28 protein-coding genes are annotated in these 26,077 nt (G+C 32.4%); 17 read left to right on the top strand and 11 right to left on the bottom strand.

Annotation, left to right across the window (positions count from 1 at the left end; all coding sequences use genetic code 11):
- Positions 1–27: 27 nt before the first annotated feature.
- On the bottom strand, positions 28–1,530 hold the full coding sequence (locus BN349_RS11710; RefSeq protein ID WP_019242507.1) for a PAS domain-containing sensor histidine kinase: 1,503 nt from the start codon (positions 1,528–1,530) through the stop codon (positions 28–30).
- A gap of 263 nt (positions 1,531–1,793) precedes the next feature.
- Between BN349_RS11710 and BN349_RS11705 the strand changes: the two genes are divergently transcribed.
- Positions 1,794–2,834 (top strand): YkvI family membrane protein, encoded by a 1,041-nt coding sequence (locus BN349_RS11705; protein ID WP_019242506.1) that lies wholly within the window; start codon positions 1,794–1,796, stop codon positions 2,832–2,834.
- Between the two features lie 104 nt (positions 2,835–2,938).
- Here BN349_RS11705 and BN349_RS11700 read toward each other — a convergent pair whose 3' ends face one another.
- The 3 genes from BN349_RS11700 to BN349_RS11690 form a co-directional block, all read right to left on the bottom strand.
- The gene (locus BN349_RS11700) at positions 2,939–3,634 is read right to left on the bottom strand and encodes a hypothetical protein (protein ID WP_019242505.1); all 696 of its coding nucleotides are present in this window, start codon (positions 3,632–3,634) and stop codon (positions 2,939–2,941) included.
- 153 nt (positions 3,635–3,787) lie between these two features.
- Positions 3,788–4,402, bottom strand: coding sequence for a CPBP family intramembrane glutamic endopeptidase (locus BN349_RS11695; RefSeq protein ID WP_019242504.1), 615 nt, complete (start codon positions 4,400–4,402; stop codon positions 3,788–3,790).
- Positions 4,403–4,808: 406 nt separating this feature from the next.
- Positions 4,809–4,997: a YkvS family protein gene (locus tag BN349_RS11690; protein ID WP_019242503.1), complete on the bottom strand. Its 189-nt coding sequence runs from the start codon at positions 4,995–4,997 to the stop codon at positions 4,809–4,811.
- Between the two features lie 409 nt (positions 4,998–5,406).
- On the opposite strand from BN349_RS11690, the gene BN349_RS11685 reads away from it, so the two are divergent.
- Entirely contained in the window at positions 5,407–5,601 is a 195-nt protein-coding gene (locus tag BN349_RS11685) for a hypothetical protein (protein WP_019242502.1), read from the top strand.
- Between the two features lie 284 nt (positions 5,602–5,885).
- On the opposite strand, the gene BN349_RS25890 is transcribed toward BN349_RS11685, so the two are convergent.
- Positions 5,886–6,029 carry a hypothetical protein gene (locus tag BN349_RS25890; RefSeq protein ID WP_019242500.1) on the bottom strand — a complete coding sequence of 48 codons (144 nt, stop codon included), beginning with the start codon at positions 6,027–6,029 and terminating at the stop codon, positions 5,886–5,888.
- A 544-nt stretch (positions 6,030–6,573) separates the two neighbouring features.
- Between BN349_RS25890 and BN349_RS11670 the strand changes: the two genes are divergently transcribed.
- The 4 genes from BN349_RS11670 (at position 6,574) to BN349_RS11655 (ending at position 10,274) form a co-directional block, all read left to right on the top strand.
- Complete coding sequence (locus tag BN349_RS11670) at positions 6,574–6,840, top strand: phosphocarrier protein HPr (RefSeq protein ID WP_019242499.1); 267 nt, start codon at positions 6,574–6,576, stop codon at positions 6,838–6,840.
- Positions 6,840–8,561, top strand: a complete 1,722-nt coding sequence (gene ptsP / locus BN349_RS11665; RefSeq protein ID WP_019242498.1) for a phosphoenolpyruvate--protein phosphotransferase — start codon at positions 6,840–6,842, stop codon at positions 8,559–8,561. Before BN349_RS11670 ends, ptsP begins: the two co-directional genes overlap by 1 nt.
- Positions 8,562–8,762: 201 nt before the next feature.
- Positions 8,763–9,644: an NAD(P)-dependent oxidoreductase gene (locus tag BN349_RS11660; RefSeq protein WP_019242497.1), complete on the top strand. Its 882-nt coding sequence runs from the start codon at positions 8,763–8,765 to the stop codon at positions 9,642–9,644.
- A gap of 264 nt (positions 9,645–9,908) precedes the next feature.
- Positions 9,909–10,274 (top strand): hypothetical protein, encoded by a 366-nt coding sequence (locus tag BN349_RS11655; protein WP_019242496.1) that lies wholly within the window; start codon positions 9,909–9,911, stop codon positions 10,272–10,274.
- Positions 10,275–10,371: 97 nt separating this feature from the next.
- On the opposite strand, the gene BN349_RS11650 is transcribed toward BN349_RS11655, so the two are convergent.
- Positions 10,372–11,526, bottom strand: a complete 1,155-nt coding sequence (locus BN349_RS11650) for an aminotransferase A (protein ID WP_019242495.1) — start codon at positions 11,524–11,526, stop codon at positions 10,372–10,374.
- Positions 11,527–12,010: 484 nt separating this feature from the next.
- On the opposite strand from BN349_RS11650, the gene BN349_RS11645 reads away from it, so the two are divergent.
- Positions 12,011–12,487, top strand: a complete 477-nt coding sequence (locus tag BN349_RS11645) for an RDD family protein (RefSeq protein ID WP_019242494.1) — start codon at positions 12,011–12,013, stop codon at positions 12,485–12,487.
- 193 nt (positions 12,488–12,680) lie between these two features.
- Positions 12,681–13,586, top strand: a complete 906-nt coding sequence (locus tag BN349_RS11640) for a chemotaxis protein (protein ID WP_026089286.1) — start codon at positions 12,681–12,683, stop codon at positions 13,584–13,586.
- Between the two features lie 261 nt (positions 13,587–13,847).
- Here BN349_RS11640 and BN349_RS23845 read toward each other — a convergent pair whose 3' ends face one another.
- A complete protein-coding gene (locus tag BN349_RS23845) occupies positions 13,848–14,342 on the bottom strand; it encodes a YkyB family protein (protein WP_019242492.1) in 495 nt (164 codons plus the stop codon).
- A 589-nt stretch (positions 14,343–14,931) separates the two neighbouring features.
- A complete protein-coding gene (locus BN349_RS23840) occupies positions 14,932–15,294 on the bottom strand; it encodes a hypothetical protein (RefSeq protein WP_019242491.1) in 363 nt (120 codons plus the stop codon).
- Between the two features lie 111 nt (positions 15,295–15,405).
- Here BN349_RS23840 and crcB (BN349_RS11625) point away from each other — a divergent pair, with 111 nt between their 5' ends.
- Together crcB (BN349_RS11625) and crcB (BN349_RS11620) are read left to right on the top strand one after the other, a co-directional pair.
- On the top strand, positions 15,406–15,780 hold the full coding sequence (crcB, locus tag BN349_RS11625) for a fluoride efflux transporter CrcB (RefSeq protein ID WP_019242490.1): 375 nt from the start codon (positions 15,406–15,408) through the stop codon (positions 15,778–15,780).
- A complete protein-coding gene (crcB, locus tag BN349_RS11620) occupies positions 15,777–16,136 on the top strand; it encodes a fluoride efflux transporter CrcB (protein WP_019242489.1) in 360 nt (119 codons plus the stop codon). The genes crcB (BN349_RS11625) and crcB (BN349_RS11620) overlap by 4 nt, the downstream gene beginning before the upstream one ends.
- On the opposite strand, the gene BN349_RS11615 is transcribed toward crcB (BN349_RS11620), so the two are convergent.
- Positions 16,128–16,982 (bottom strand): metallophosphoesterase, encoded by an 855-nt coding sequence (locus BN349_RS11615; protein WP_019242488.1) that lies wholly within the window; start codon positions 16,980–16,982, stop codon positions 16,128–16,130. The genes crcB (BN349_RS11620) and BN349_RS11615 overlap by 9 nt on opposite strands.
- Before the next feature lie 173 nt (positions 16,983–17,155).
- Between BN349_RS11615 and BN349_RS11610 the strand changes: the two genes are divergently transcribed.
- The 3 genes from BN349_RS11610 (at position 17,156) to BN349_RS11600 (ending at position 21,393) form a co-directional block, all read left to right on the top strand.
- Positions 17,156–19,012 (top strand): SLC13 family permease, encoded by a 1,857-nt coding sequence (locus BN349_RS11610; RefSeq protein WP_019242487.1) that lies wholly within the window; start codon positions 17,156–17,158, stop codon positions 19,010–19,012.
- Positions 19,013–19,339: 327 nt separating this feature from the next.
- A complete protein-coding gene (fadH, locus tag BN349_RS11605; protein WP_026089284.1) occupies positions 19,340–20,110 on the top strand; it encodes a 2,4-dienoyl-CoA reductase in 771 nt (256 codons plus the stop codon).
- Positions 20,111–20,190: 80 nt separating this feature from the next.
- Positions 20,191–21,393: an EAL domain-containing protein gene (locus tag BN349_RS11600; protein ID WP_019242485.1), complete on the top strand. Its 1,203-nt coding sequence runs from the start codon at positions 20,191–20,193 to the stop codon at positions 21,391–21,393.
- 149 nt (positions 21,394–21,542) lie between these two features.
- Here BN349_RS11600 and BN349_RS11595 read toward each other — a convergent pair whose 3' ends face one another.
- Together BN349_RS11595 and BN349_RS11590 are read right to left on the bottom strand one after the other, a co-directional pair.
- Entirely contained in the window at positions 21,543–21,779 is a 237-nt protein-coding gene (locus BN349_RS11595; RefSeq protein WP_019242484.1) for a glutaredoxin domain-containing protein, read from the bottom strand.
- A 64-nt stretch (positions 21,780–21,843) separates the two neighbouring features.
- Positions 21,844–22,803, bottom strand: coding sequence for an MBL fold metallo-hydrolase (locus tag BN349_RS11590; protein ID WP_019242483.1), 960 nt, complete (start codon positions 22,801–22,803; stop codon positions 21,844–21,846).
- Between the two features lie 172 nt (positions 22,804–22,975).
- Between BN349_RS11590 and BN349_RS11585 the strand changes: the two genes are divergently transcribed.
- The 4 genes from BN349_RS11585 (at position 22,976) to dapD (ending at position 25,919) form a co-directional block, all read left to right on the top strand.
- The gene (locus tag BN349_RS11585; protein ID WP_019242482.1) at positions 22,976–23,215 is read left to right on the top strand and encodes a YkuJ family protein; all 240 of its coding nucleotides are present in this window, start codon (positions 22,976–22,978) and stop codon (positions 23,213–23,215) included.
- 322 nt (positions 23,216–23,537) lie between these two features.
- Positions 23,538–23,969 carry a cyclic-di-AMP-binding protein CbpB gene (cbpB, locus tag BN349_RS11580; protein WP_019242481.1) on the top strand — a complete coding sequence of 144 codons (432 nt, stop codon included), beginning with the start codon at positions 23,538–23,540 and terminating at the stop codon, positions 23,967–23,969.
- A 274-nt stretch (positions 23,970–24,243) separates the two neighbouring features.
- Entirely contained in the window at positions 24,244–25,134 is an 891-nt protein-coding gene (locus tag BN349_RS11575) for a LysR family transcriptional regulator (protein ID WP_019242480.1), read from the top strand.
- Positions 25,135–25,208: 74 nt separating this feature from the next.
- Positions 25,209–25,919: a 2,3,4,5-tetrahydropyridine-2,6-dicarboxylate N-acetyltransferase gene (dapD, locus tag BN349_RS11570; protein WP_019242479.1), complete on the top strand. Its 711-nt coding sequence runs from the start codon at positions 25,209–25,211 to the stop codon at positions 25,917–25,919.
- Positions 25,920–26,077 lie beyond the last annotated feature (158 nt).

Raw genomic sequence — 26,077 nt, 5'->3', positions numbered from 1 at the left:
AATTATCGAATAAATTAAGATTTATAACTAAACTTCTTGCAATGGTAGCTCTGATAAAGGCAACGATATACAAATGGTTGTTCCTTCATTTTGTTTACTATGAACGGATATCGTTCCATTTAGTTGTGTAATAATTCTATTACATAGGAACAATCCTAACCCAGTGCCATAATTTTTGGTTGTGAAAAATGGTTCAAATATTTTTTGTAATGTATCCTTTGACATACCAGCTCCTTGATCTGCAATTGCGAGAAGAACGTTCTTTTTGTTTTTTACAACATTTAAAGATACTGTCATACCTGGTTTACATGCTTCAAAACTATTTTTAGCGATATTGATGATGACTTGCTTTATTTGATCCGTTATACAATTTATATATACTGGTTCGTCTGGGAGATGAACTTTAAGATTGACTGAGTATGTGACTCCTTCACTTTCAATAACAGGCTGAATCTCTTTAATGACCTTACAAAGATCTACAACATCTAACTGATGAACACTTGGCTTCCCTAATACTAAAAATTCACTAACAATCTCATTAATTCGGGTAATTTCTTTTTGTATTATAGAGAAATACATTTGATCTTTAGAATCATTATATTTTTCACTAAGAAGCTGAACTAACCCTTTTATTCCTGTTAAAGGATTTTTTATTTCATGTGCTGTAGTAGCTGCGAGAGTCCCGATCATTTTTAATTTTTGGTTATCATAGTCTTTCTTTTGTTTTGCAGCATCACGATTTAAAAGGATCAATTGAACTGCAAGAAAAATAATATGCGTAATAATTAAAAAGAGGATAATAAATTTTAATAATGCATTTGTGTTGATATCGACGTCTTTAGTAGAGCTAGAAATATGTAATGTCCACGAGACTTCTTCAAAAGGAATCGTTTCCTGAAAATTATTATCTTTCTTATCACTATTAATTGATAGGATATTGTGATTTTGGTTATCTGTTAATTTCATTTCTGTATTTGGTGTAAGAAGTTCTAAGACGTTTTTTATATAATCTAGTCTGAGTTGGACGATAATGTAACCTAGAATTTCATCATGTTGTTTCAATATTGGTTTACAAATAAAGAAGAAATCTTGATTTCTGGTATCTGTTTCTTTTTTGCTAGAAACATACGTTTTTTTTAAATCTGTACAAGCCTTTACATAACTATCTTTAACTTTTATGCCATTATAAATGCTTGTCGACCCTGCTTTTAAAACCCCATCAGCTCCTACGAAATAAAGATCCCCATAGCGCTTATCTGTTTTTTTTGTCTGAATAAGTAATTTTTCGATTTGTTTCGTGTCCGTTACCATATCCATAGCTACGATAGAAAGAATATCAAGGCTTTTATTGGTTTCTTTAATAAGAGTTTCTATATATTGTTGATGAAGTTTTCCTAATTCTAGCGATTCATTTTTTACGTTCATTTTTTTTTCTGATTCTAGAACCTGTGTGAAAATGAGAATTGCAATGATGGTAGGAATAATTATTATGACAGTATATAGTAAGACGTTTTTTCGTATAATGTCCACTTGAGTATCATCCTTTGAAGAGTATAACCGTTTGTATTCTCTCTATTTATAATATTTTAAAATGTTGTAAAAATTCATATATTATTATAACAAAGATTACATTTATATCCACTAACTGATTTTATATTATCTGCCTTATGTGGTGAGCTGTGAACGATATGGGTTTGCTTTGTTAAATCTGATATATAAAAATACATTTAATTTCGGTTAGCTTGTCTATTCTCTTCACTTGTTTCATATAATGTGGCAAGGAGGGGCTTGGCATGCTTTCGAGATTATCAGGAGCACTACAAATAGCGGCAGTTTATATTGGAACCGTCGTTGGAGCAGGATTTGCAACTGGGAGAGAAATTGTAGAGTTTTTTTCACAATATGGATTTTATGGTCTATTAGGCATATTGCTCGCAGGATATTTATTTATTGTAATGGGTACTAAAATTATGTTGTTAGCTGTAAGTATAGAAGCAAAATCATATCAAGAATTAAATCAACATTTATTTGGAAAAAAGTATGGACTATTTGTAAATATACTCTTCTTTATTATGTTATTTGGAGTAACAGCAGTTATGCTTTCTGGTGCTGGTGCCGTTTTTGAAGAACAAATTGGATTATCAAAAATGGCGGGTGTTTTGATTACCATTGTAGTCGCTCTTTTCGTTTTACATAGAGGCATAAAAGGCTTATTCATGGTCAATATGTTAGTTGTTCCATCGATGATTACGTTTAGTTTTTTACTCTTTTTTCAAGGGATTGGAAATCCGTATTATATAGATTATTTTTTTTATGTATCGAGTGATATACGTAATTTGAAAGTTATTATTTCTCCTTTTTTGTATACGGCATTTAACTTAGCACTTGCTCAGGCAGTGCTAGTACCAGTAGCATATGAAATTAAGGATCGCTCAATTATTAAACTTGGAGGCATAATTGGAGGTTTATTTTTAACACTAATTCTTCTAACGAGCCATTTATCTTTGATTACTTTACAAAATATTTCCGAGTATGATATTCCTAGTGCTGAATTGATGAAGCATGCCGCAGCACCTTTGTATTGGATATTTATCATCGTTATTTATGGAGAAATTTTCACTTCATTAGTTGGAAATGTTTTTGGATTAGAAAAGCCAATAAAAGAATATGTTCCAATTAATAGTATGTTGATTTTTATTAGCTTACTATTGGGAGCCTTATTGATAAGCACTATCCAATACGGAAAGTTATTATCATTTTTATATCCATTATTCGGGTATGTAAGTTTGTTGTTTTTACTATTATTATTTAGAAGTAAAGATAAAAAAATATAATCTGTTTTAGTGTTATTTCATAGTTTAAGGAGACTCAACCAATGATTTGTTAATCAGTGGTTGAGTCCCCTTTTAAAGAAATTCATGATATCAGCTTTAAGAGATTATTTTATCGTTCTAGCCATTTCTACAAAAGCAGCGCGATTATCATCTTTAACAGTTGAAAAAACCGTTAGTTTCATAGGTTTTGTTTCGCTTTTTACAAGATAAATCGTTACAATATCTGTTCCATTATTTGCTTCATAAATCGAAGCATTATTGATTTGTAAATTAGCATCAGTAGGGTTCGTAATATCTGTACTTACCGAAGAAAGTTCAGTTGGAATATTTTCCTCGAGTACACTCCAGTTTAAATCTTCTGTAGGCAACAATTCGATTCTCATTGAAAGTTCTTCAGCGTCTTTTTTATACAGTACATCTTTTCTAGGTTCTTCACCAGTAAGCTCATATCCTGGTAAAAGGTCTATAGAGAATTCTTGATTATCACTTTGAACGGTTTTAGCAGTTTCAGGTTTAGCTTGACCACTTTGTTGATACGTTGATTTAGAATCGTCACTATCGTTTGTTGATGTTGATTGGTCTGTTTGTTCTGTAGTGGAGCTTTCCTGTTTTTGTTCCGTATTTTGATTGTCTTTGCTCTCTTCATCTGACTTTTTATTTGATTCAGAATCTTTAGGTTGCTCTGAAGCGTTGCTTTTTGGTTGTTCTTGATTTTCATCTGAATTATTTGTTGTTCCATTTCCACAGCCAGCAATAATTAGGAAACTCACTAGCGAAATGGTTAACAATAGCTTTTTCATTGTAACTCCTCCTGCTTTAACAATATTTTTAAAAAGATGAATTAGTATTTAATTCATCTTTTTAAAGTATTTCATAATAATTGACGGATTACGAGTATAAAAGTTTCATTTTTAAGAAATATATCTTTCTTTTCGTTATCTCTATACCCATTTTTAAGTTAATGGAAATAGAATGAGTAAAAATAAATCAAAAATGATATGTGAAATGATCACGAGTGTTAGACTATTTTTCCATTGATATAGAATAGCCCATACCATACCAGCTACAAGTCCTGCTAGTATTAGAGCGTAATTTTGTGAATAAATCATTGGAAGAGTATACATAATCGCTGAAATTGCAACAGTTGCTTTTGCTTGAAAATGATTAGATATTTTCTTTTGAATAAAGCCTCTCCAAAAAATTTCCTCACCAGGTATGATAATGATAAATAGAACGAGGTAATGCCAAAGTAAAGATGGACTATACAGCTTGTACAACTGAGAAATATCTTTTGAAATACTTTTGATATTTACTAAGTCAATTAAATAATTTCCCAGAGCAAAAATAGCAAAAAGGGCGATACCTGAGATTACTCCAAATAGCATATTATTTATGGATGATTGATGAATTTTCTTACCTTCAATTACTATGGCAAAACAAATACAAAATAATATACTTGCGGTATATAAATACCAAAATACATTAGCATCTTGATATGTGATATATAAAAGTATATGTGCACTGATTAATCCAAGAAAAAAATGGAGATTTGAGGCACTTGTTTTCATGAATCAAAGTTCCCTCCTATAATAAGTTGATTCCTTGTATAAAAATTATATTAATATTAATGGTATTACAACATGATATAATTAAATTAACCATTATCAAAGAAGAAAATTTTACAAATATATGAACTTATACAAGTAATAGGCTGAAAAACCTTTTTGCAGAAGGGGATATCAAATCAATGAAAAAAGAGTCGTGCAAAATCGACTCTTTTTGTTTGGAAATTTTTAAAATTCTTAACTTGATTAAACTTAGCTCCTGACGTTCATAAGCCAATTCGTTCAGAACGTTCAAAAGCAACTCTTCTTGTTGATCTGGCTTATGTTTGTCGGAGATTTACCTTTAGGAAACGTGGCTTTTCTTATTGTAATAAAACTATTTCACTAGAGCTTATTTACTTCATCTTTTTTAGTTACATTGAAAATCTATAATTTTATAGTTTTTATGATTAACTACTGTTTTTTGCTCTAATTCAAGGTCACGATAATTGTCCATATAAGTTAGATCAACAATTACAGAATTTTCGTTAACCTTCTCTACAATTCCTTGCAATCCATCTTTGAATTCAATTAAATTACCAATCTGTGCTATCTTCATATTAATCACACCTTTAGCATTCTATTTTATTACTTTTTGTCTTAACAGTTTGCTCGTATGAATAGTAAAAGAAAAGAAAGAAAAATTTAAAACAAAAACAATTGTTCGAAAATATACTTTACAGTTTGCACTATTTTTTATAAAAGGTAAAGGCTTTTTTGTGAAAAAGTTTGAAATAATTGTAAAAAGTAAAAATTCTAAATTTCAAAAACGAAATCTTAAAAATAAGTTTTCTTTGTTAAAGCTGAATTAAATAGTTTTACACTATAGTCTTGTAAGTAAATTAACGACGGTTATCATTTAAATCTTCGATTGTAGAATGATTAATTGGGTTGTAATGTTATATTATTAAATGAACGTATGATGAAGAATAAAATGTTCATTTTTGTTTTGAAAAGAGGTGCTATACGTGAATTGTGAAACGGCAAATGATTTGCTTGAAAAACTGAAAAATGGTGAACTGTCAGAGGTTCTTATTAAAAAGGAAGATTTTTTATCTTTTCGTGCACAATTGGTAAAGAGGGAAGATTTCAAACATTTTCATGGAGTTGCAAAGCATGGAGGAGTTACCGTTTATAGTTATTTAGAAGAAGAAAGAAGTTAAGAATGCATTCTAAAATACAAAGTGGTTTTGGGTAAAATTCTATTTTTATTTTCATATTTCTTTCAGTAAAGCCAAAAACGATAGAACTACCCTAAAATTTTATTTTTAGGGTAGTATTTTTTATCTGTGTTTTAAAGAGTACTTTTTTATTTCTTCAGTAATTTGTTTGTTCATTTCTTCGTCTTCTATTAATTCAAAACCATATAAATAGTCCATTCCGCGACATTTTCCAATAAAACCAGGTAAAATAAGAACTTTATGGTTAATATATAGTTCAATTTGTATCAAATATTCTTTTTTAAATGGAAATTGTAACGAGGAAGAAAAAGAACAACCTTTCCGTACTTCTCATTTAATTTTTGAATAGTAAGTGTAGCTGCAAGTGGTTCTACAAATGAATAACGAAAAGCTTCATTTCTTCTATACATGTGCGAATCCTTCCTTGTATGAATTCTTTTGCTTTTTTATGACATCTAATCATTGAAAAATAGATAATTATACCTAAAATTAAATGTTTTACTTTATTTAATTTTCCGACAAAAGTAAGCTTTTTGCAATAAATAATAGTTACATTTTAACTGTTTAAATGTAACTATTTTCCTATAACCCTTAAGTGTTTTGAATCTGTTTTTTACTACAAATTTTTCGTGAAGAAGAACAATAAAATTTACCTATTATTTTCCATAGCGAAAATTACCTTGAAAAAATTCAGGGTTTTCCTATACAAAATTGAAAAAAGTGATTGTAACCTTTCGTGTGTAATGCTATTATTTTTTTGGGTAAGAGGTCTGTAGTCTTACTTTAGAAATTTCATTTTTTTATTAAATGATTATTTCTAAATTTACTTTTTGAATATGGTTATGTTAATAACATACAATGATATCTTTTTGGGTAACATGAAAGGGTAAAGTATTCAAATGACATAGATCACAGAGCTCATAAAGAATTATACTTAAAGGAGTTTGAATTATTATGGCACAACAATCATTTAAAGTTATCGCAGATACAGGAATTCACGCACGTCCAGCTACATTACTTGTTCAAGCAGCAGGAAAATTTGATTCAGAAATTAACCTTGAGTTTAACGGTAAAAAAGTAAACCTTAAATCAATCATGGGTGTTATGAGCCTTGGAATCGGACAAGGAGCAGAAATCACAATCACAGCTGAAGGTAGCGATGAGCAAGAAGCAATCAATGCTTTAGCAGAAACTTTAAACAAAGAGGGTTTAGCTGAATAATGACTACAATGTTAAATGGAATTGCAGCTTCTAATGGTATTGCGATTGCAAAAGCATACCGTCTAATCGAGCCGGATTTAACAGTTACTAAAAAAGCTATCGAAAACGTTGAAGAAGAGATTACACGCTTTCAAGGAGCTCTTAATACTTCTAAAACGGAACTAGAAGCTATTCGTGATCGAGCAGAAAAAGAACTTGGTGCTGACAAAGCAGCAATCTTTGAAGCACATCTTTTAATTCTAGCTGATCCAGAATTAGTAGGACAAATTGAAGACAAGATTAAATCTGAAAGCGTAAATGCAGAAGCAGCTCTTAAAGAAGTTGCCGATGGTTTAGTTGTTCTGTTTGAATCAATGGATAATGAGTACATGAAAGAAAGAGCTGCTGATATTCGCGACGTAACGAAGCGAGTTCTAGCTCATTTACTTGGCGTTCTAATTCCAAATCCAAGCATGGTTACTGAAGAAGTTATCGTTGTAGCTGAAGATTTAACACCTTCTGATACAGCTCAATTAAATCGTAATTACGTGAAAGCGTTCACGACTGATATCGGTGGTAGAACATCTCACTCAGCGATTATGGCTCGTTCAATGGAAATACCAGCAGTAGTTGGTACAAAACAAGCGACTACATCTATTCAAAATGGTGACGTTATTATCGTAGATGGATTGAGTGGAGAAGTACATATCAATCCTACTCCTGAGCTTATTTCTGAATATGAGCAAAAAGCTCAAAAGTATGAAGAGCAAAAAGCCGAATGGGCTAAGCTTGTGAATGAAAAAACGGTTTCTAAAGATGGACACCATGTTGAATTAGTAGCAAATATTGGTACACCTAAAGATATTAAAGGTGTAATTGATAATGGTGGAGAAGGTGTAGGTCTTTATCGTACAGAATTCCTGTACATGGGACGTGACAACTTCCCAACTGAAGAAGAACAATTCGAAGCTTATAAAGCTGTTTTAGAAGGGATGACGGACGGTAAACCTGTTGTTGTTCGTACGCTTGACATCGGTGGAGATAAGGAACTACCTTATTTAAGTTTACCTCATGAAATGAATCCATTCCTTGGATTCAGAGCGATTCGTCTTTGCCTTGATCAACAAGATATGTTCCGTACTCAACTACGTGCTTTACTACGTGCAAGCTCATATGGTAATTTGAAAATCATGTTCCCTATGATTGCTACACTTGGTGAGTTCCGTGATGCAAAAGCAATTCTTCTTGAAGAAAAAGAAAAGCTTGTTGCAGAAGGCGTAGCTGTTAGCGAAACAATCGAAGTAGGAATCATGGTTGAGATTCCATCAACAGCAGTTATGGCAGATTTATTTGCAACTGAAGTTGATTTCTTCTCAATTGGAACAAATGATTTAATTCAGTACACTATGGCTGCAGACCGTATGAATGAAAGAATTTCATACTTGTACCAACCATATAACCCGGCTATTTTACGTCTTGTAAAACAAGTTATTGATGCTGCTCATAAAGAAGGCAAATGGGCCGGAATGTGTGGGGAAATGGCTGGCGATGAAATTGCGATTCCACTTCTACTTGGTTTAGGATTAGATGAGTTCTCTATGAGTGCTACATCCATTCTAAAAGCACGTTCATTAATTAAAAACTTGTCTAAAGCAGACATGGAAAAATTAGCAGAACAAGCATTACAAATGAAAACGAACGATGAAGTATTAGCTGCTGTAAAAGCTGCTATTGAAGCTTAAATCTTTCTATAAAAGGATGTTGAAAATAGTATTTTCAACATCCTTTTTTTAGTATTGAAAATGGAGGAGAGGAAGGGATAGTTGCTATTTTTTTCGGCTTAGCATATAAAGATTAGACTCAGTGAAGAAAAATAGATATGCTATATAGGGGAAGGCAAAAAGCTTGGTTGGATTATATTTTATTACAAATGAGGTGTGATTATGGGGAAAATTAAAAATGATGCAGTAGTTGGCTTTATTGGAATTGGCGTTATGGGGAAAAGCATGGCTTTACATATTATGAATAAAGGATATAAGGTTTCTGTTTATACAAGAACGAAAGAAAAAGCTGAATCCTTATTGGATAAAGGAGCTACATGGGCATCCACACCAAAAGAGTTAGCAGAACAAGCGGATGTTATTATCTCGATCGTGGGTTATCCTAAAGACGTGGAAGAAATTTATCTAGGTGAAAATGGTGTTATTACGCATGGACGTCAAGGAATGTATATTATTGATATGACAACATCTAAGCCTTCATTAGCGAAGAAATTGTATTTAGAAGCGAAGAAAAAAGGGATGAAATCATTAGATGCTCCTGTATCAGGTGGAGATGTTGGGGCAAAAGCAGGAAGCTTAGCCATTATGGTTGGTGGAGATGAAGAAGATTTTCAAGCGGTTCTGCCAATTTTGGAAGCGATGGGAACTAATATTGTTTATCAAGGGCCTGCAGGATCCGGCCAACATACAAAAATGTGTAATCAAATAGTTATTGCATCTAATATGATTGGTGTTTGTGAAGCGATAGTATATGCGGAAAAAGCAGGATTACAACCGCAAAAAGTATTAGAAAGCATTTCTACTGGTGCAGCAGCTAGCTGGAGTCTATCAAACTTAGCGCCAAGAATCTTAAATGAAGATTACTCACCAGGGTTCTTTGTAAAGCATTTTATCAAAGATATGCAAATTGCTCTTGAAGAAGCAAAAGAAATGGATATGGAAACTCCAGGTTTGTCTTTAAGTAAAAAAATGTATGAGGAAATCAGTGAAAAAGGTGAAGGAGAGAGTGGTACGCAAGCTTTATTCAAATATTGGAATAAATAATGCTCTAAATCGTCATATCTATCCTTATTATATTGTTATAAATTATATGAAGTCATAAATTAAGTGAAAGATGGTTAAGTAGTTTGTTTTTATGAGCTACTTAACCATCTTTTTTTATGGTGAAGGTGAATAATAAAGAGTTCTAATATAGATAGCAGAGAGGATACAGTATACAGCTTTACATATGCTTACAATGACATGAATTTCATTTCATAAAAAAAATAACTTAACATATGTATGAAGTGACGAAGGGAGATGATTGCTATGGGGATTTTTGATGACATTGAAGAAAAGTTTCAAGAGATACCAGATGGACATTATGTCGTTCGAGTAGAAGGTTACTCTCGGGAAAAAACAATTCATGGAGCTAAACCATTAAAGTGGCAATTAAAATTAATGCATGATGAAGATATTCAGCTACCAACTAAATTTAGTCATATTGAAACGAATGCTGGATTTCATATTTTATTAAGAGAATTGAAAGAGCTTGGTTATCAAAAGCCACAAAATGCAAGAGAGCTAGAAGACATTTTGAATTCTTTAATTGGATGCTTATTAGAAATATATGTTGTTACAACAAATAAGGAAGAAGGATATAGAGACGTTAAATTGATTCGTAAACTATATTAATTTCTCACTTCTTCTATTCAATATAAACAGTAAACAGGGCTTTCCAGAAAAAAATTCTGAAAAGCTCTGTTTCATTAAGGAATAGCTTTCATTTGTTTTATTGATTGGAGTATTGTGATAAAAAGTGTTCTAGTCGATTTAAAGCTTCTTGTAATACTTCCATTGAGGTAGCATAACTAATTCTGAAAAAATGTTCTCCAAACGATGAGAATGCACTTCCTGGAACTACAGCCACCTTACCTTCCTCTGCTAATTTTAAAGCGAAATCAAAGGAATCTTTAAAACCATGTGGAACTTTAACAAAGAAATAAAAGGCTCCATCAGGCTTTACAACGTCAAGATTCATGGATGTGAGTCTATCATATACGTAATCCCGTCTTTTTTTGTACTCTTTTTTCATGATTATAGGGTCATTTTTCCCTATTGTTAAAGCACTTAATGCCGCTTTTTGTGAAACGGAAGTTGCACATGAGACATTGTACTGATGCACTTTTAAAATTTGTTCACTTATTTTTTGAGGTGCAAATAAAAATCCAATTCGCCAGCCTGTCATTGAATGTGATTTTGAAACACCATTTATGACAATAGTTTGGTCTCGAAGAAATGAAGCGATACTTGTATGTTCATGATCAAATACAAGTTCGCTATATATTTCATCAGCAATGATGATTATGTTTTTTCCTCTAATAAGCTGCGCAATTTCCTCAAGCTCTTCTTTACTTAACGTGACTCCTGTTGGATTCGATGGATAAGGTAAAATAATGCATCTTGTTTGTTCTGTGATATATTGTTTTAAAATACTTGCTGTCAGACGGAAACCGTTATTCGAAACATCTGCATAGATCGGTTTCGCTCCACAAAGCTTAATAATTGGCTCGTATCCAGGATAAACTGGACCAGGTAAGATAACTTCACTAGTATCAGTAAGAATTGTTCTGAGAGAAACATCTATTGCTTCACTTGCTCCTACAGTAACAATTACTTCATTTTCAGGGTTATAAGAAACTCGATATTTTTCTAGCATATATTCACTTGCTGCCGTCCTTAATTCAATGAATCCAGCATTGTGAGTGTATGTAGTAAAATTGTCGTCAATTGCTTTTTTCGCTGCTTCTTTAATATGTAGTGGTGTAGGAAAATCAGGTTGTCCGATAGTTAAAGAAATAACATCTTTATACGGAGCTACTAAATTTGAAAATTTTCGAATTCCTGATATTTCAATGTCCCTAACACGTTGATTAATTACTTCCAAAAGAAAGTCCCCCTTTTATAGAAAAATTTGAATGTATATAAACGATAGGCTTTGTTACATGTCACAATGGAGATGTTTAACTTGTATGCGTTAGTGCTTAGCGAGGCAAAATCATCTTGTTTGAAGTGGAGTTAAATATCAATAACAACATATAAAAGAGCCTAACTGAAAAAAGAACAAATTGTCAAAAAAATATCCTTTATGAATTTTTCTTATATAGTGTACCATCTTTTTCAGCATCTTAAAATGAAGTCTAACTACTAGCATTTCATTATGAAGTAAATTGTTACTACCTCTCTATTTTTATTCAAATGGTTATAATAGTCATAAATAGTTGGTGAAACTACAAAAAAAATTAATCTAAAGAAGAATAGAAAAAAGGGAAGAATACAGAATATTATTAAATGATAAAAATCTAAGGAGTCTATAGTTATATTGATATAATAAAGTGTGTTTTATATACATTTTTAGGAGGCTTTACATTTTGAAAGAAGCAAATAAATATGGTTATGAAGATAAAAACTATGCATCCTTTATTGCACGATTAGGAGCATATGTGATTGATGGATTAATTATTAGTGCTATTATTACTTTAGTTTATAAGCTGGGAATTCTGGCTGCACTTGGAGTTTCATTTGATTCCTCTCAGCTATTAGATCCAAGTTACTCTCTTAGTAATAACACTGGATATTTAATAGCGACTTTTATAATTAGTATTTTATATTATACCATTCTACAGGCTACCAAATGGCAAGCTACAGTTGGAAAGAAAATCTTAGGAATAGAAGTAACAACTCTTGATGGAAATCGTATAAGTATTTTAACGTCATTTTTGCGTGCCGTTATTATGACTTTTATCTCGAGCATTTTCTATATTGGATTTTTAATGTTCTTTTTTACAAAAAAGAAACAAACGCTACATGACTTATTACCTGCAACTATAGTTGTTAAAGCACGTTAACTATTTATTATAGTGAATTCAAGAAGAAATAAACTTAAAAGGCTACTCGAAAGGAATTTCTTTCAAGTAGTCTTTTATTTGTTTTAAAATTATAAAAGACTCTCAGTGGAAAAGATGATAAAATAATTTATTATAGGCAATTTTAAAAAAAGACTAAATATAGAGATAATGAATGTGGAAAGGGCGAGATAAAATGGATCAGAAAAAGGGCATTCTCCTTGAAAGTGGGACAAATGAATTAGAAATTGTAGAGTTTGGTATTGGACAAAATAAATTTGGAATTAATGTAATCAAGGTAAAGGAAATCATTAATCCTGTTCCAATCACAATCGTACCACAGGCACATCCAAATGTAGAAGGTATTATTGAATTAAGAGGAGAAGTGTTACCTGTAGTAGATGTAGCAGAGGCATTAGGCTTTCCTCCATCTGAAAATCCCTCTGATGATAAATTTATAGTAGCCGAATTTAATAAACAAAAGATTGTATTTCATGTACATAGTGTTACTCAAATACATAGAATTTCTTGGGGACAAATTGAAAAACCATCGAATATGTATCAAGGCATAGAAAGCCAGATTATTGGTGTTATCAAAATGAGTGGGGAAATGATTTTACTGCTTGATTTTGAAAAAATTGTTGTTGAGATTAACCCTGAATCAGGCATTAGTGTTCAACAAGTGAAGAAACTTGGAAAAAGAGAGAGATCCGATAAAAGAATTGTGGTTGCAGAAGATTCTGCATTATTAAGAAAGCTTTTATATGATACGCTATCAGAAGCGGGCTTTCAATATATTGAATTCTTTGAGAATGGTCAAGATGCTTTGAATTATTTAGAAAGTGTTGTGAATGAAGGAAAAAAAATTGAGGACTATATTCAATTAGTCGTAACAGATATCGAAATGCCACAAATGGATGGACATCACTTAACGAAGAGAATTAAAGGACATAAACAACTTTCAAAACTTCCAGTCATCATTTTCTCATCATTAATAACGGATGATTTAAGACATAAAGGTCAAATGGTAGGCGCAGATGCCCAAGTAAGTAAGCCTGAAATTGCAGAGCTTATTACAAACATTGATCAGTTTCTTTTATAGACTAAATTGATTAATTTCTAAATGGGGAAAATTGAAAAGAGGGTGTCCCAAAAATATAATGTGATGAACACCCTCTTGTATTTCATATAATTTCTAAATTATTCTTTCTGTCAAAGCAAAGTAGATGACAAAACGCGTAAAATCAGCTTTTTTAGAAAGTAAGAGAAAAGGATCCATAAAAAATGTTGGTGAGATTAAGCGTAAAGGCTGTCTGAAAAGTGATAAAACATCATTTTTCAGACAGCCCTTTTTTCTTATCTATTAAAAATCTTTTCCTAAAAAAGAAGAAGTAAATATGTTAGAGGTATTTTGGTTTTTTTGTTTTCTTTTTTTACAAAGAGGCGAATAAATTGAACGTTTTTCCTTTTGTTCCTCGCGTTTACCGATATAATTATAAATAATTGCTTTAGCTTTTGATAATGACATATGTGTTTTTGGGTTACGTTTGTCAGCGATGCGATTGCCTAAATGTGGCAGAGATTTAATATCTTCTTTTGATGGTGGTACGTGAAATAAATAATCTCCACACTCAATCACAACATCGGATTGCTGTTGTGCATATCTAGGGTTATTGGAAAAATGAAGTCCAAGTTTTTTTGCTTTACCTTCTTTAAGCATTTTTTGGATTGCCAATTGTTTAAGCTCGTATAGAAATCTTGGTTGAGGTGCCGCTTTGGCATGCTTATTTACAATAAAGATGGCTTGTGAGAGTTCAAGTACTTGTCCGGGTCGATGATTATTTTCCATTGGCTTCATTATAACTCCTTTCTATGTATGAAAATCTGTCATTATTATAGCATTTTATCACACTAAAGTAATTAAATCATAAAAAAATTCTTTATTTATTCAGATTTGTTTCATAATTATTTCAAAAGATATATAGGAATAATACCTACTTTTTCATTATAATTTTCATTTAGTATAATCTTTATAGGGAGATAAATGTTAATTAGATTCATATAAGCTGTCAGAAAAATAGCTTAAGAATGTAGTTTAAGGGAGTATGTAAAATTAGGATAGAAAGAAAGGATAACTTTAGAAACAGTAATCTGTTTTCTTAAGTTATCCTTTCAAAATAAGATTATAATATTCCTTTTTAGTATGGTTGTTTTTTTATAAGATTAGTAAATAAAATGAACATAAACAGGTGCTTGGAGTGTAAGGTGCGAAAATCCTGCAGATAGAGTTGGACAGTTGAAATCCTATAGGTGTTGTGGGTTGAGCTTCTTCACTTCTCATCCCGCAGAAAGCGAGCTTCTTGGAGCAGATTTTAACCCATGCTCACTTCTTGTTCGTGGCAACAGAGTTTGTAAAAATAGCTTTTTGTATAAACTTGTATTTACGTCTATTTCGTATATATATTGACGTTTTCAGTAATTCCTCCATAAACAGGTGTGTTTGTTTGTGCAGACTGATTAAATTGCATAGGGGCAAAATGAGTTGGATAGCCAGGTGCTGGTGCATACATTGGATATGGATAAGGCTGTGGATAAGCCGGTGGGTAAGGCGGAAAGCATGGTCTGTTAAAACTATTGAATAAGAGTGGACCAATTGCCAAACCTGCCACAAAAGGAATAAGAGGGAAAAAGAAGCGTTGATCTTCTTGGCTATCTGGATAGTATAGTGTGCCATCAGTCATTCTATATATATACCCATTATTTTCATATGGGGAGATACTGTAGTATGGGGAGTAATAAGAATAATACATTACCATACCTCCATTTCTTTTTTCTGTATAGTGTATGGATATGAACAAGAATTGAGCCTGTACATTACAATATGGGCATTTATAATAGAATAGATTGAAAGGGTTTTTGGAATGTTTAAAAAAAGCTTTATAGTTGGTATGGGAGGCTCGCTAGGTGCATTATTACGCTATTTAGTTGGAAGTTTATTTCCTACAATTGCGTTTCCACTTTCAACTCTCACTATTAATATTATTGGATGCTTTCTACTAGGGGGAATAACATCTCTAGCTGGAAGAAATAAATTATCAGAGAAGTTTACTCTTTTACTAGGTACTGGATTTTGTGGTGGATTTACTACAATATCTACATTCTCTTTTGAATCATTTACTTTATTTCACGATTCTCCCATTTTATCGTATCTTTACATGCTATCATCAGGTATTTTAGCGGTAGGAGCGGGTTTACTAGGAATAATCGTTGGAAGATCTAAAGGGAGAAGGTTATGAAAGAAATGATCTGTATTCTTATGGGTGGATTTATAGGTGCATCATTAAGATATTTAAGTAGTATTGTGATTAGTAAATGGTTGTCATTTGGCTCCATTTCATGGGCGACATTGAGTATTAATTATATAGGGTCATTTATCTTTGGTGTTTTTCAAACGATGACCATGTCTAATCCACTGTCAGCCTTTGTATTTATAGGTGTGTTGGGTGCATTTACAACGTTTTCAACTTTTAGTATTGAAACAGTAAAATTATTTGAAAATGGTGAATATAAACAGCTTATTCTCTATATCATTCTTACGATCATGGGTAGTCCACTGATGTTTAGTATTGGTTATTATTTGATGTCATTGTAGATGAAAAACACTTATTTCAGGACGGGAACAAAAACGATAGGGAAGACGAGTAGTTCCTAATCCACGATTAACATACAATGTTAATGACATGAGACGATACAGTCCATCATAATAATGTTTTGCAAAGGGTGGGGTAACAAAAGCTCCAATAATGGGGAGTTGAATTTGTCCGCCGTGACTATGACCACTCAATTGTAACGCTATTGGTAATTCTTTAGTACGTTCAGCAAAATCGGGGGCATGTGACAATAATATACTAAAGGCGTTTTCAGGGATATTATGCATCGTCTCTTCCCAACTAGGCGTGCCTAGCATAGGTTCATCAATACCAGCTAAATAAATAGATTGATTAATGGAATTAGAAATCATTACATTTTGATTTTTTAATAAATGAAAGTCACTATCATGCATGATTTTTTCGTAATTACTTGTCCCATTTCCTCCGTGATCATGATTCCCGAATATACTATACTTACCCATTGGGGCTTTTATTTGTTTTAAAGTATTGCTTATTTCTGTAGTAAGAGGATATTCATTCGGACGATCTAATAAATCACCTGTAAATAAAACAATATCAGGTTTTAACTGATTTATAGTATGAACACATTTTTTTAAATCACCTATTTGGAATTGATAACCTAAGTGTGTGTCGCTAAATTGAACAATTTTTGTCCCTGAAAATCCGCTTGGTATAAGCTTATGAGAAATGGTATGATAAGTAATATCAATCCAATAAGGTTCGATATATTTAGCGTAAAATCGACTTACTAATCCAATGCATGCCAGAATAAATAAAGAAACTATACTATTTTTTATAAATTTCCTTCTCGTTATTTTTTTAGCCATTATTCTCAATCCTACCATCTATTCTTTTTCATATTGCAAAATCCGCATTTAGCTTAATAATAGATAATTGACATGATGTTCTACGTGAAAGTAACGCGATAATTGAATACATATTTGAAAGAAAGTTGTGAAATCAATATATAAAATACTTTTTGTTTTTGTGGGGGTTTAAAATGACAATACATCCTATGATGATCACATTTATCATATTGTTGATTGTTACTATAATGTTTGTTCAAAATAAATATAGAGCAGATTTAATTGCTATGGGATCTTTGCTTGCTTTAACTTTGTTTGAAGTAATATCTCCGAAAGAAGCACTTGCTGGATTTTCAAATTCAGTAGTCATTATGATTGCTGGTTTATTTGTTGTTGGTGCAGGAATATTTGATTCCGGATTAGCTAAAAAAATAGGACATACATTATTAAAATATGGTGGTAATAGTGAGAATAAACTACTCTTTATTATAATGATTACGGTAGGGATAATGAGTGGTTTTTTAAGCAACACTGGTACAGTAGCCATACTTTTACCCATCATTATGAGTATCGCTTTTGAATTGCAAATCAGTCCTTCGCGCTTCTTGTTACCATTAGCATTTGCGAGTAGCTTAGGAGGTTTGCTCACTCTCATTGGTTCCCCTACAAACTTAGTTGTTAGTGAATCGTTAATGAAAGGCGGCTTTGAAGAGCTAGGCTTTTTTAGTATTACAAGTGTCGGAATTATAGCACTAGCTGCAGGTTTGGTCTTCATGATGACTTTTGGGAAAAAGCTCTTACCAAGTAATGAAGAGGCACCTTCACAAAAGGGGAAGGGCATATCAGCTGGTGAATTAGCTGGATTGTATAAAGTATACGATCGTTTACATTTCGTCCATGTTCCAAAGACATCAGATATCGTTGGGGAAAGATTAGCAGACTTAAAGCTTCCCTTAAATTATGAGATAACGGTCATTGAGATAGAAAGAAAAACAAAAGAAAAATTATCATTGAAGTCTGCTAAGCAATCGATTGTAGCTAATGCCAATGAAATTCTACATCCGGATGATTTATTATTAGTATTTGGTGAAGAACAAGCTGTAACAAGATTTATATCTACATTTGAGTTGATTAGAAAACCTTTTCATCTAGAAGATATTAAGGCGAACTTCCTTAATGAAATGTATGGTATGACAGAAATATTAATTGCACCACACTCCAGTCTTGAAGACCATTCAGTAATGGATATTCATTTTCGTGAGAAATATTCGTGTAATGTATTAGCGATTAATCGAAAGGGAGAGTATATTCAGACAGATTTTGCAAAAGAAAAACTTAAGTTTGGTGATGCCTTATTAGTGCATGGTAAATGGGAAAATATCGAAATGATCTCCAATGACAAACATGATTTTATTGTTTTAGGGACTATTTCCGAAGAGGTCAATTTTGTCCATGCAAGTGGAAAGGCTCCTATTGCTGCAGGTATTATGCTTATGATGCTTATACTTATGACCTTTGATATACTATCGCCGGTATTAAGTGTATTACTAGCAGCTTTTTCAATGGTTGTCACAGGTTGTATTCGTTCAATAGAAGAGGCGTATAAGAGAATAAATTTGGAATCCGTTATTTTAATAGCTGCTATGCTTCCGATGGCAACTGCTCTTGAAAAAACAGGAGGAGTTGACTTTATTAGTAACGGGATGGTCGATTTACTAGGTAACACCGGACCTTATGGGCTGTTAATTGGTTTCTATATAGTAACGGCGCTCTTATCTCAATTTATTAGCAATACCGCGACTGCGGTTATTATTTCACCAGTAGCAATTAGTACAGCGGTGGCAATGGGAATTAGCCCTTATCCTCTATTGATTTGTGTGGCGGTTGCAGCAAGTATGTCTTTTGCAACACCGGTAGCATCACCAGCAAATGCACTGGTTATGACGGCTGGAGGACTGAAATTTTTTGACTTTATAAGAGTAGGTGTTTCTTTGCAACTCTTTGTTGGTATATTTATGATTTTAGCTATTCCTTTATTCTTCCCTTTTTAAAAGAGGGACAAAGCGTTTGGCTATTTTCATGATAAACTTTGCTCTATTTTTACGCTGATTTTATACAAGGAATCAATGGGTGGAAATCCGTGAGACTTCGTGACGAAGTGAGCTGTTTGAAACTATAGTAATGAGCTTTCAAATAACCTAAAGATAAATGGATTTATATAAGAATAAGAACAAGCTGAGTTTTGAAATCTCTTAGCTTGTTCTTATTTTTGTTTTCAACGATTTAAATAATTATATGGTCTAATGGATTAGTTCTTTTATATTTTGATAAAAAATGGTAAAATGAAAAATGAATAACTATTCATTTTTTGTGGGGTGATGGAATTGAAAGGGAAAGTAGTAATCGTTACAGGCGGATCTAGTGGTATGGGAATGTATATGGCTAAGCAATTTGTTTCTGAAGGAGCAAATGTTGTTATTACTGGACGAGACTTAGAAAAATTAAATCGTGCAATAGAGGAAATTCAAAATCCAAATGGGAAAGTAATACCTATTGCAATGGATGTAAGAGATATTGAGCAAGTTAAAAGTATGGTAAACCAAACAGTGGCTGAATTTGGCACGATAGATGTTTTAGTGAATAATGCAGCGGGTAATTTCATTTGTCCAGCAGAGAAATTATCTGCAAATGGATGGAAATCAGTTATTGATATCGTATTAAATGGAACATTTTATTGTAGCAGTGAAGTTGGTAAATATATGATTGAAAATGGAGTGAAAGGCTCTATTTTAAATATGGTAGCTACATATGCTTGGGATGCAGGTCCTGGAGTTATTCACTCTGCAAGCGCAAAAGCGGGCGTCCTTGCTATGACAAGAACCCTTGCGGTTGAATGGGGTAGACAATATGGGATAAGAGTGAATGCGATTGCTCCTGGTCCGATTGAACGTACCGGAGGAGCTGATAAGCTTTGGATTAGTGAGGAGGCTGCTAAGCGGACAATAAATAGTGTCCCATTGAAAAGATTAGGTACTCCTGAAGAAATTGCCTATTTAGCATCATTTATGCTATCAGATAAGGCACAATATTTAAATGGTGAATGCATCACTCTAGATGGCGGAAGTTGGTTAAATCAATTTCCATTCTAACGCATCGTATTAATTTGTCTACATCTATTGACAACCAATGGTATAATTTAGCTATCAAGAATATGTTCGGGGGTTACAGCATGGACGCAATGGAAGTGTTGACAAATCTTGAATCTCTGCAACCATATTTCCAACCAATCTTTAGTGCTGATGAGCACGTTGTAATTGGGTACGAAATCTTAGGAAGGTATGTATATGATTCAGATGTAGTGAGTTTAGGAACGTTTTTTCATGATGAAACGATACCAGAAGAGTATAGAATTGATGTAGATAATCGTATTTTAGAATTGGCATTAGAAAAGCTAATGAATGAAGACGGGGATTTCCTCATATTCATCAATCGAGATCCAAATCTCTTAATGCTTGACTATGGTGAGGATTTCCTTGAAATAGTTAAGAAATATGTAAGTGAAAATGAGATGTCAAGAATTGTTATTGAACTATCTGAGAAGAAATTTGCAGGTGATTTGGAAAGTCTTCATCATTTATTATCGTATTATAAAACGTACGGGATAAAAATAGCGATTGATCATCTAGGTGGAGATAATCATTTAGATCGAATTAGTTTACTTTCGCCACATATTTTAAAAGTAAACCTTGAGCAATTGAAAAGCCAAGGGTGGAATTCTCAAAAAGATATTATATCTTCACTAGGGATTATTGCTAGAAAAAATGGTGCGACTTTATTGTATGAAAGTATTGAAACAGTCTATCAGCTACAGTTTGCATGGAGGAATGGTGGACGTTATTATCAAGGATTTTACTTAGCTGAACCTAATGCTAGCCTGATAGAAAAGGAATTATTAAAAGATCGTTTTAGACAGGAATGTCATAGCTTTATAACCTCTGAGAAAAAAAACCTTGAACAGAAATTCAACACGAAAAAAAAGCTCCAAGAAGATGTTCAAAACATTATCCAAAAAATAAAGATAACGAGTTCAGATTATTCAGAGCTTCATGACTTGGCAGTTATGTTAGAACATTATGCATTTCGATTATATATTTGTGATGAAGATGGTTTTCAAAAGTCTCCTAATATCTTTAAAAAAGAGGGAAATTGGCTTGTCCAGAATGAATATAAGTCTAAGAATTGGAGCTGGAGACCTTATTTCTTAAAAACAATTATTAAAATGAGAAATGATCAAAAAGGTGAACTATCAGATTCCTATAGCGATATTGAAACGGGTGAAACGATACGAACATTTTCTATACCATTAAATGAGAATGACTATTTGTTCGTTGATATTTCGTATGACTATTTATATGAGCATGATATTTTTTGAAAGTTCTTCATAATGATTTTGATCATTATGAAGAACCATAAGGGATTGTTAATAGAAAAGAGGGTGTCCAATAAAAGCAAAGCTTTGAGGGCACCCTCTTTTAGTAGTATTTCAACCATTCTTTACTATAGGTAAGAAATGAATTTTTATTAATGAATAGAAAGTAGTTGTTCAATCTTTTCTTGATCAAAACCAATTATTACGGTTTCATTAATTACGATTGTAGGAGTTGAAAATGCATTATATTTATTCATTAATTCTTTTTTTGCTCTACCATCTTTAGCTATATTTTTTTCTTCAAAATCAATGTTATGATTTGTAAAATATAATTTTGCAAATTGACAAGGTGGGCAATTTGGTTGAGTAAATAATACAACTTTGTTCATAAAAATCCTCCATTAAGTTTTTGCTAATACCTAGTATAATATAAAGAGCTATTTTTTGTATGTATTAACGATTTCTTGAAGAATTCTTTATTAATGTATCAATTATTCCCATAGATGACACTTGAAGATCTAAATCTAAAATTTCTTTTAGTGCTGTGTTATTTTCAACTTCCCCATCAGGTAAATACTTTTTAATTTCATTCAAAAGTAATTCACTAGTCAGTTGCACTCTTTCGTTTGTATCTTCACAAGAAATCATTGCTTTTTCTCCACATTCTATAAAGATCGGTAGCCAATATCGAATTTGTTTATACATCTCATTTGGTTTACTACTATGTCCATAATGTCCAAAGTAAATGATGGATGGGTCAATTTGTTCAATTAGACTAACTGATTGTAACATTGCTTCAGGGTTGAATTGACTTGGAGATGTTGACGGTAAAATCAATGATATTTGATTTTGATCTAATTCTTGATAATGGATCCCTGTAGTATCTCCTGTGAATATACCGTTTGATAAGGAGTCGTGAATAGAAATATGGTGGTTAGCATGTCCAGGTGTATGGTAGAAGGTTAATTTACGATCCTCTAGAATAAGTTCTTCTCCGTGTTCAACAATTTTAATTCTTTCTTTTGGAATAGCTAGGATTGGATTAAATAATGAATCAAAGTCGTCACCATACACAGCGCGTGCTCCTGCAATTAAGCGACTTGGATCTACTAAATGTCTTGCTCCCTTAGGGTGAACAATTAAATCCGCATTAGGGCATTTTTCTAATAATAGTCCAGCTCCACCAGCATGATCAAGGTGAATGTGAGTGACGATAATATGTTCAATTGTTTCTAAGTTAACTTCCAGTTGTTCCAATCCAGATAATATGTATGGAATGGACGGACTTGCTGAGGTTTCAATAAGTGTAGACTTCTTTCCTTTTAAAATATAACTTCCTGTTCGATTTTTGCGTTGTAAATCGTGACAATCGATGCAAAAAATTGTACTATTAATTTGTTCTACTTTAGTCAAACTTTTTCCACCACTCTTTCATTAGAATATCTTTATTGTAAAAGGAAAGATTTGCAAAGTAAACATACCAAGAAAATTCTGAATATACTTTAGCATAGCATATGGATAATATCTTATGGTATAGTGAAACCTACCGGTAAGTATTATGATACATATTGAAAGGAGAGACAACATGAGTCAATTACAAGGGATTATTACAAGATTGTTAAGCTTACAAGAACAAGCGAAGGAAACAGAAACAGCACAGCGTTTTTTTGAAATAGATGGTGTGAAAAAATGTCAAGTTACGTTCTTTAATAAAACAGCAATGTTTGAATTAGAGGTTTATGATGAAAAAGGTAAATCATCTAAATATCAATTCGATAACATCGATATGATTACGATTGAAATTTTTGATTTGCTACACGGCTAAGAGTCCATTTGGGCTCTTTTTTAGATCTAAAAGCTAATAATTATGACCTTAAAAGTGACAAATTTCTTAGAATTAGAGAGATTTGTCGCTTTTTCTTAAGGTGTCAACTTCACAATGATTGTAAAATTTATGATATACTATTATTGCATTGACAATAAAAGGATGGTGCTTTAAAGCTGATGCTATTCCTTATATGAATGTATGTCGATTTTAAGTGTTTTCTTACCACATCTTTTTTGGGTTATGAGAACCTCGATATCATTTCATCATATGTTAATCAAAAGAAGGTAAAAATATTTGTAATAGAGTAGGGGTAAAAATTATGCTTACAAGTAATAATACTGAGCTACTTTATTCTTCAATCGAACGTTTTGTCATTCCAGCGGAAAGAGTAGCCCACGTTCAAATTGCCAATAACCTTGAGCACGGATTATTAGTCCTAACTAAAAGCGGATATACTGCAATACCAGTGTTGGATCCTCACTTTAAATTATACGGTTTGATTAGTTCTCCAATGATATTAGATGCAATATTAGGTTTAGAAAGAATTGAATTTGAGAAGCTTGAAGAATTAAAAGTAAGCGATGTAATGAATGATGAACTTCCAAGATTAAAATTAGAAGATAATGTAGAAAAAGGCTTAGCTTTATTAATTGATCATCCTTTCATATGTGTTGAAAATGAGGAAGGTATCTTCGAAGGCATATTAACAAGAAGAGCTTTATTAAAGGAATTTCAAGATCAACTACAATAGGAGTTATACTGATTACTTGTAGGATATGTATAGCTTTAATGTAAAGAAATCTCTTAACGAAAACAGGCTTATAGAGTCTAAAAAACATAATGATAAAAAGAGTACGGCATATAAGGGAATCTTATATCTCGTACTTTTTTTATTTGGAGACATAAAAAGATGAATCCTAGTTTTTTAATATTTAGAAATTGCTATCGCGTTTGAATTTATCTATAATAAAATACAAATGTAATTTTGTATTTTAATAAGAATTTATTATGAAGAGGGAATGCTGATGAGTTTCTCAGAATATCAACTTTTATCTGTTTTAGCTCAAGAAATGAATATGCGTAAAGCAGCAGATCGATTATTTGTTTCGCAGCCTGCCTTATCACAACGATTACAGTCTATTGAAAAGGATTGGGAAACAAAGATTTTTATTCGATCACAAAAAGGTCTTACTTTAACACCTGCTGGAGAAGAAGTCATTAAACTAGCCAATATGATTTTAGAAAAAGAAGAAAGAGTTCGTGAAGAAATCAAAGCTATGGATAATCGGGTATATGGAACACTAAAAATTGCGTGTGCGACCATAGTAGGGCAAAATTGGTTACCAAAAGTTCTAAAGAGCTATGTAAGTAAGTACCCCCATGCCAAAATATCTTTAGTGACTGGATGGAGTAGTGACATTCTGAAGTCGTTATATGAAGATACGGTTCATATTGGAATAATTAGGGGGATGCCGGACTGGAAAGGTGTCAGACATCATTTATTTAAAGATCAAATGTTTCTAGTAGATACTGAAATGAACAAATTAGAACAGGTGCTTGAGACAGATCGGCCGTATATTCAATTTAAAAGTGATTCAAATTATTATCAAGAAATTCAAGATTGGTGGTTACGACATTTTAAAAGTGTTCCAAAACGGACAATTGTTGTAGATCAAATAGAAACGTGCAAACAAATGGCGCTAAATGGAATTGGTTATGCTATTTTACCGGGTATAACGATCCAAAACGATGATCATAACATTTATAAAATTCCGTTATTTGATGATCATAACGAACATCTTGAACGTGATACATGGCTTTTAGGATATGAAAAGTCATTCCAACTACAACAAGTGCAAGCCTTTGTTGAGGTAGTACAAGAATTTATAAAACAATCGAATTTTCAGAAAAATTGACCTTTAGCTTGTCTATCTTGCTACAGTTTGTTAAAGTAACAATAGTAATTTTTGAAATATGGGAGGAATAATATATGAAAATGTTAGATGCAAAAGAAATTATTTCATACATAGCAAATGCTAAAAAATCAACACCAGTTAAGGTATACATCAAAGGGGATTTAGAGGGAATTAATTTTGGTGAGTCTACTCAAGCTTTTATTAATGGAAATACAGGTGTGTTATTTGGAGAATGGGATGACATTAATCAAGCACTTCAAGCAAATGCTTCTAAAGTAGAAGATTACGTTGTTGAAAACGATCGTAGAAATTCAGCGATTCCTTTACTTGATATGAAAAATATTAAAGCGCGAATCGAGCCAGGTGCAATTATTCGTGACCAAGTTGAAATTGGCGAGAATGCTGTCATTATGATGGGAGCTTCCATAAATATCGGTGCTGTTATCGGTTCTGGTACAATGATTGATATGAACGTTGTAATGGGTGGTCGTGCTACTGTCGGAAACAATTGTCACATTGGAGCGGGCTCAGTATTAGCTGGTGTGATCGAACCACCTTCTGCTCAACCAGTTATCATTGAGGATGACGTTTTAATTGGTGCAAATGCTGTTGTGTTAGAAGGAGTTAGAGTTGGAAAAGGTTCTGTCGTTGCAGCGGGTGCTGTCGTAACTGCAGATATTCCTCCTTACTCCGTAGCTGCAGGTGTACCTGCAAGAGTCATTAAGCAAATTGATGATAAAACAAAATCTAAAACAGAAATCATGCAAGAATTACGTCAACTATAAAGAATTAAAAAATACCGTATTAATGTAGAAGAGGCATTGATACGGTATTTTTCTATTTACAGTCATTTAAAATGCATCAAAAGAGAGGATTTATCTTTATAAATATGCTTTATAGAGCCAGCATGGCATAGAATTTTTTGTTAATCTACACTATAATA

The sequence above is a fragment of the Bacillus sp. AP8 genome, from assembly GCF_000321185.1.
Classification (GTDB): domain Bacteria; phylum Bacillota; class Bacilli; order Bacillales; family DSM-1321; genus Bacillus_AD; species Bacillus_AD massilioanorexius.
Note: the sequence above shows the minus strand (reverse complement) of the source record. Positions and strands in the feature narration are given on the sequence as shown.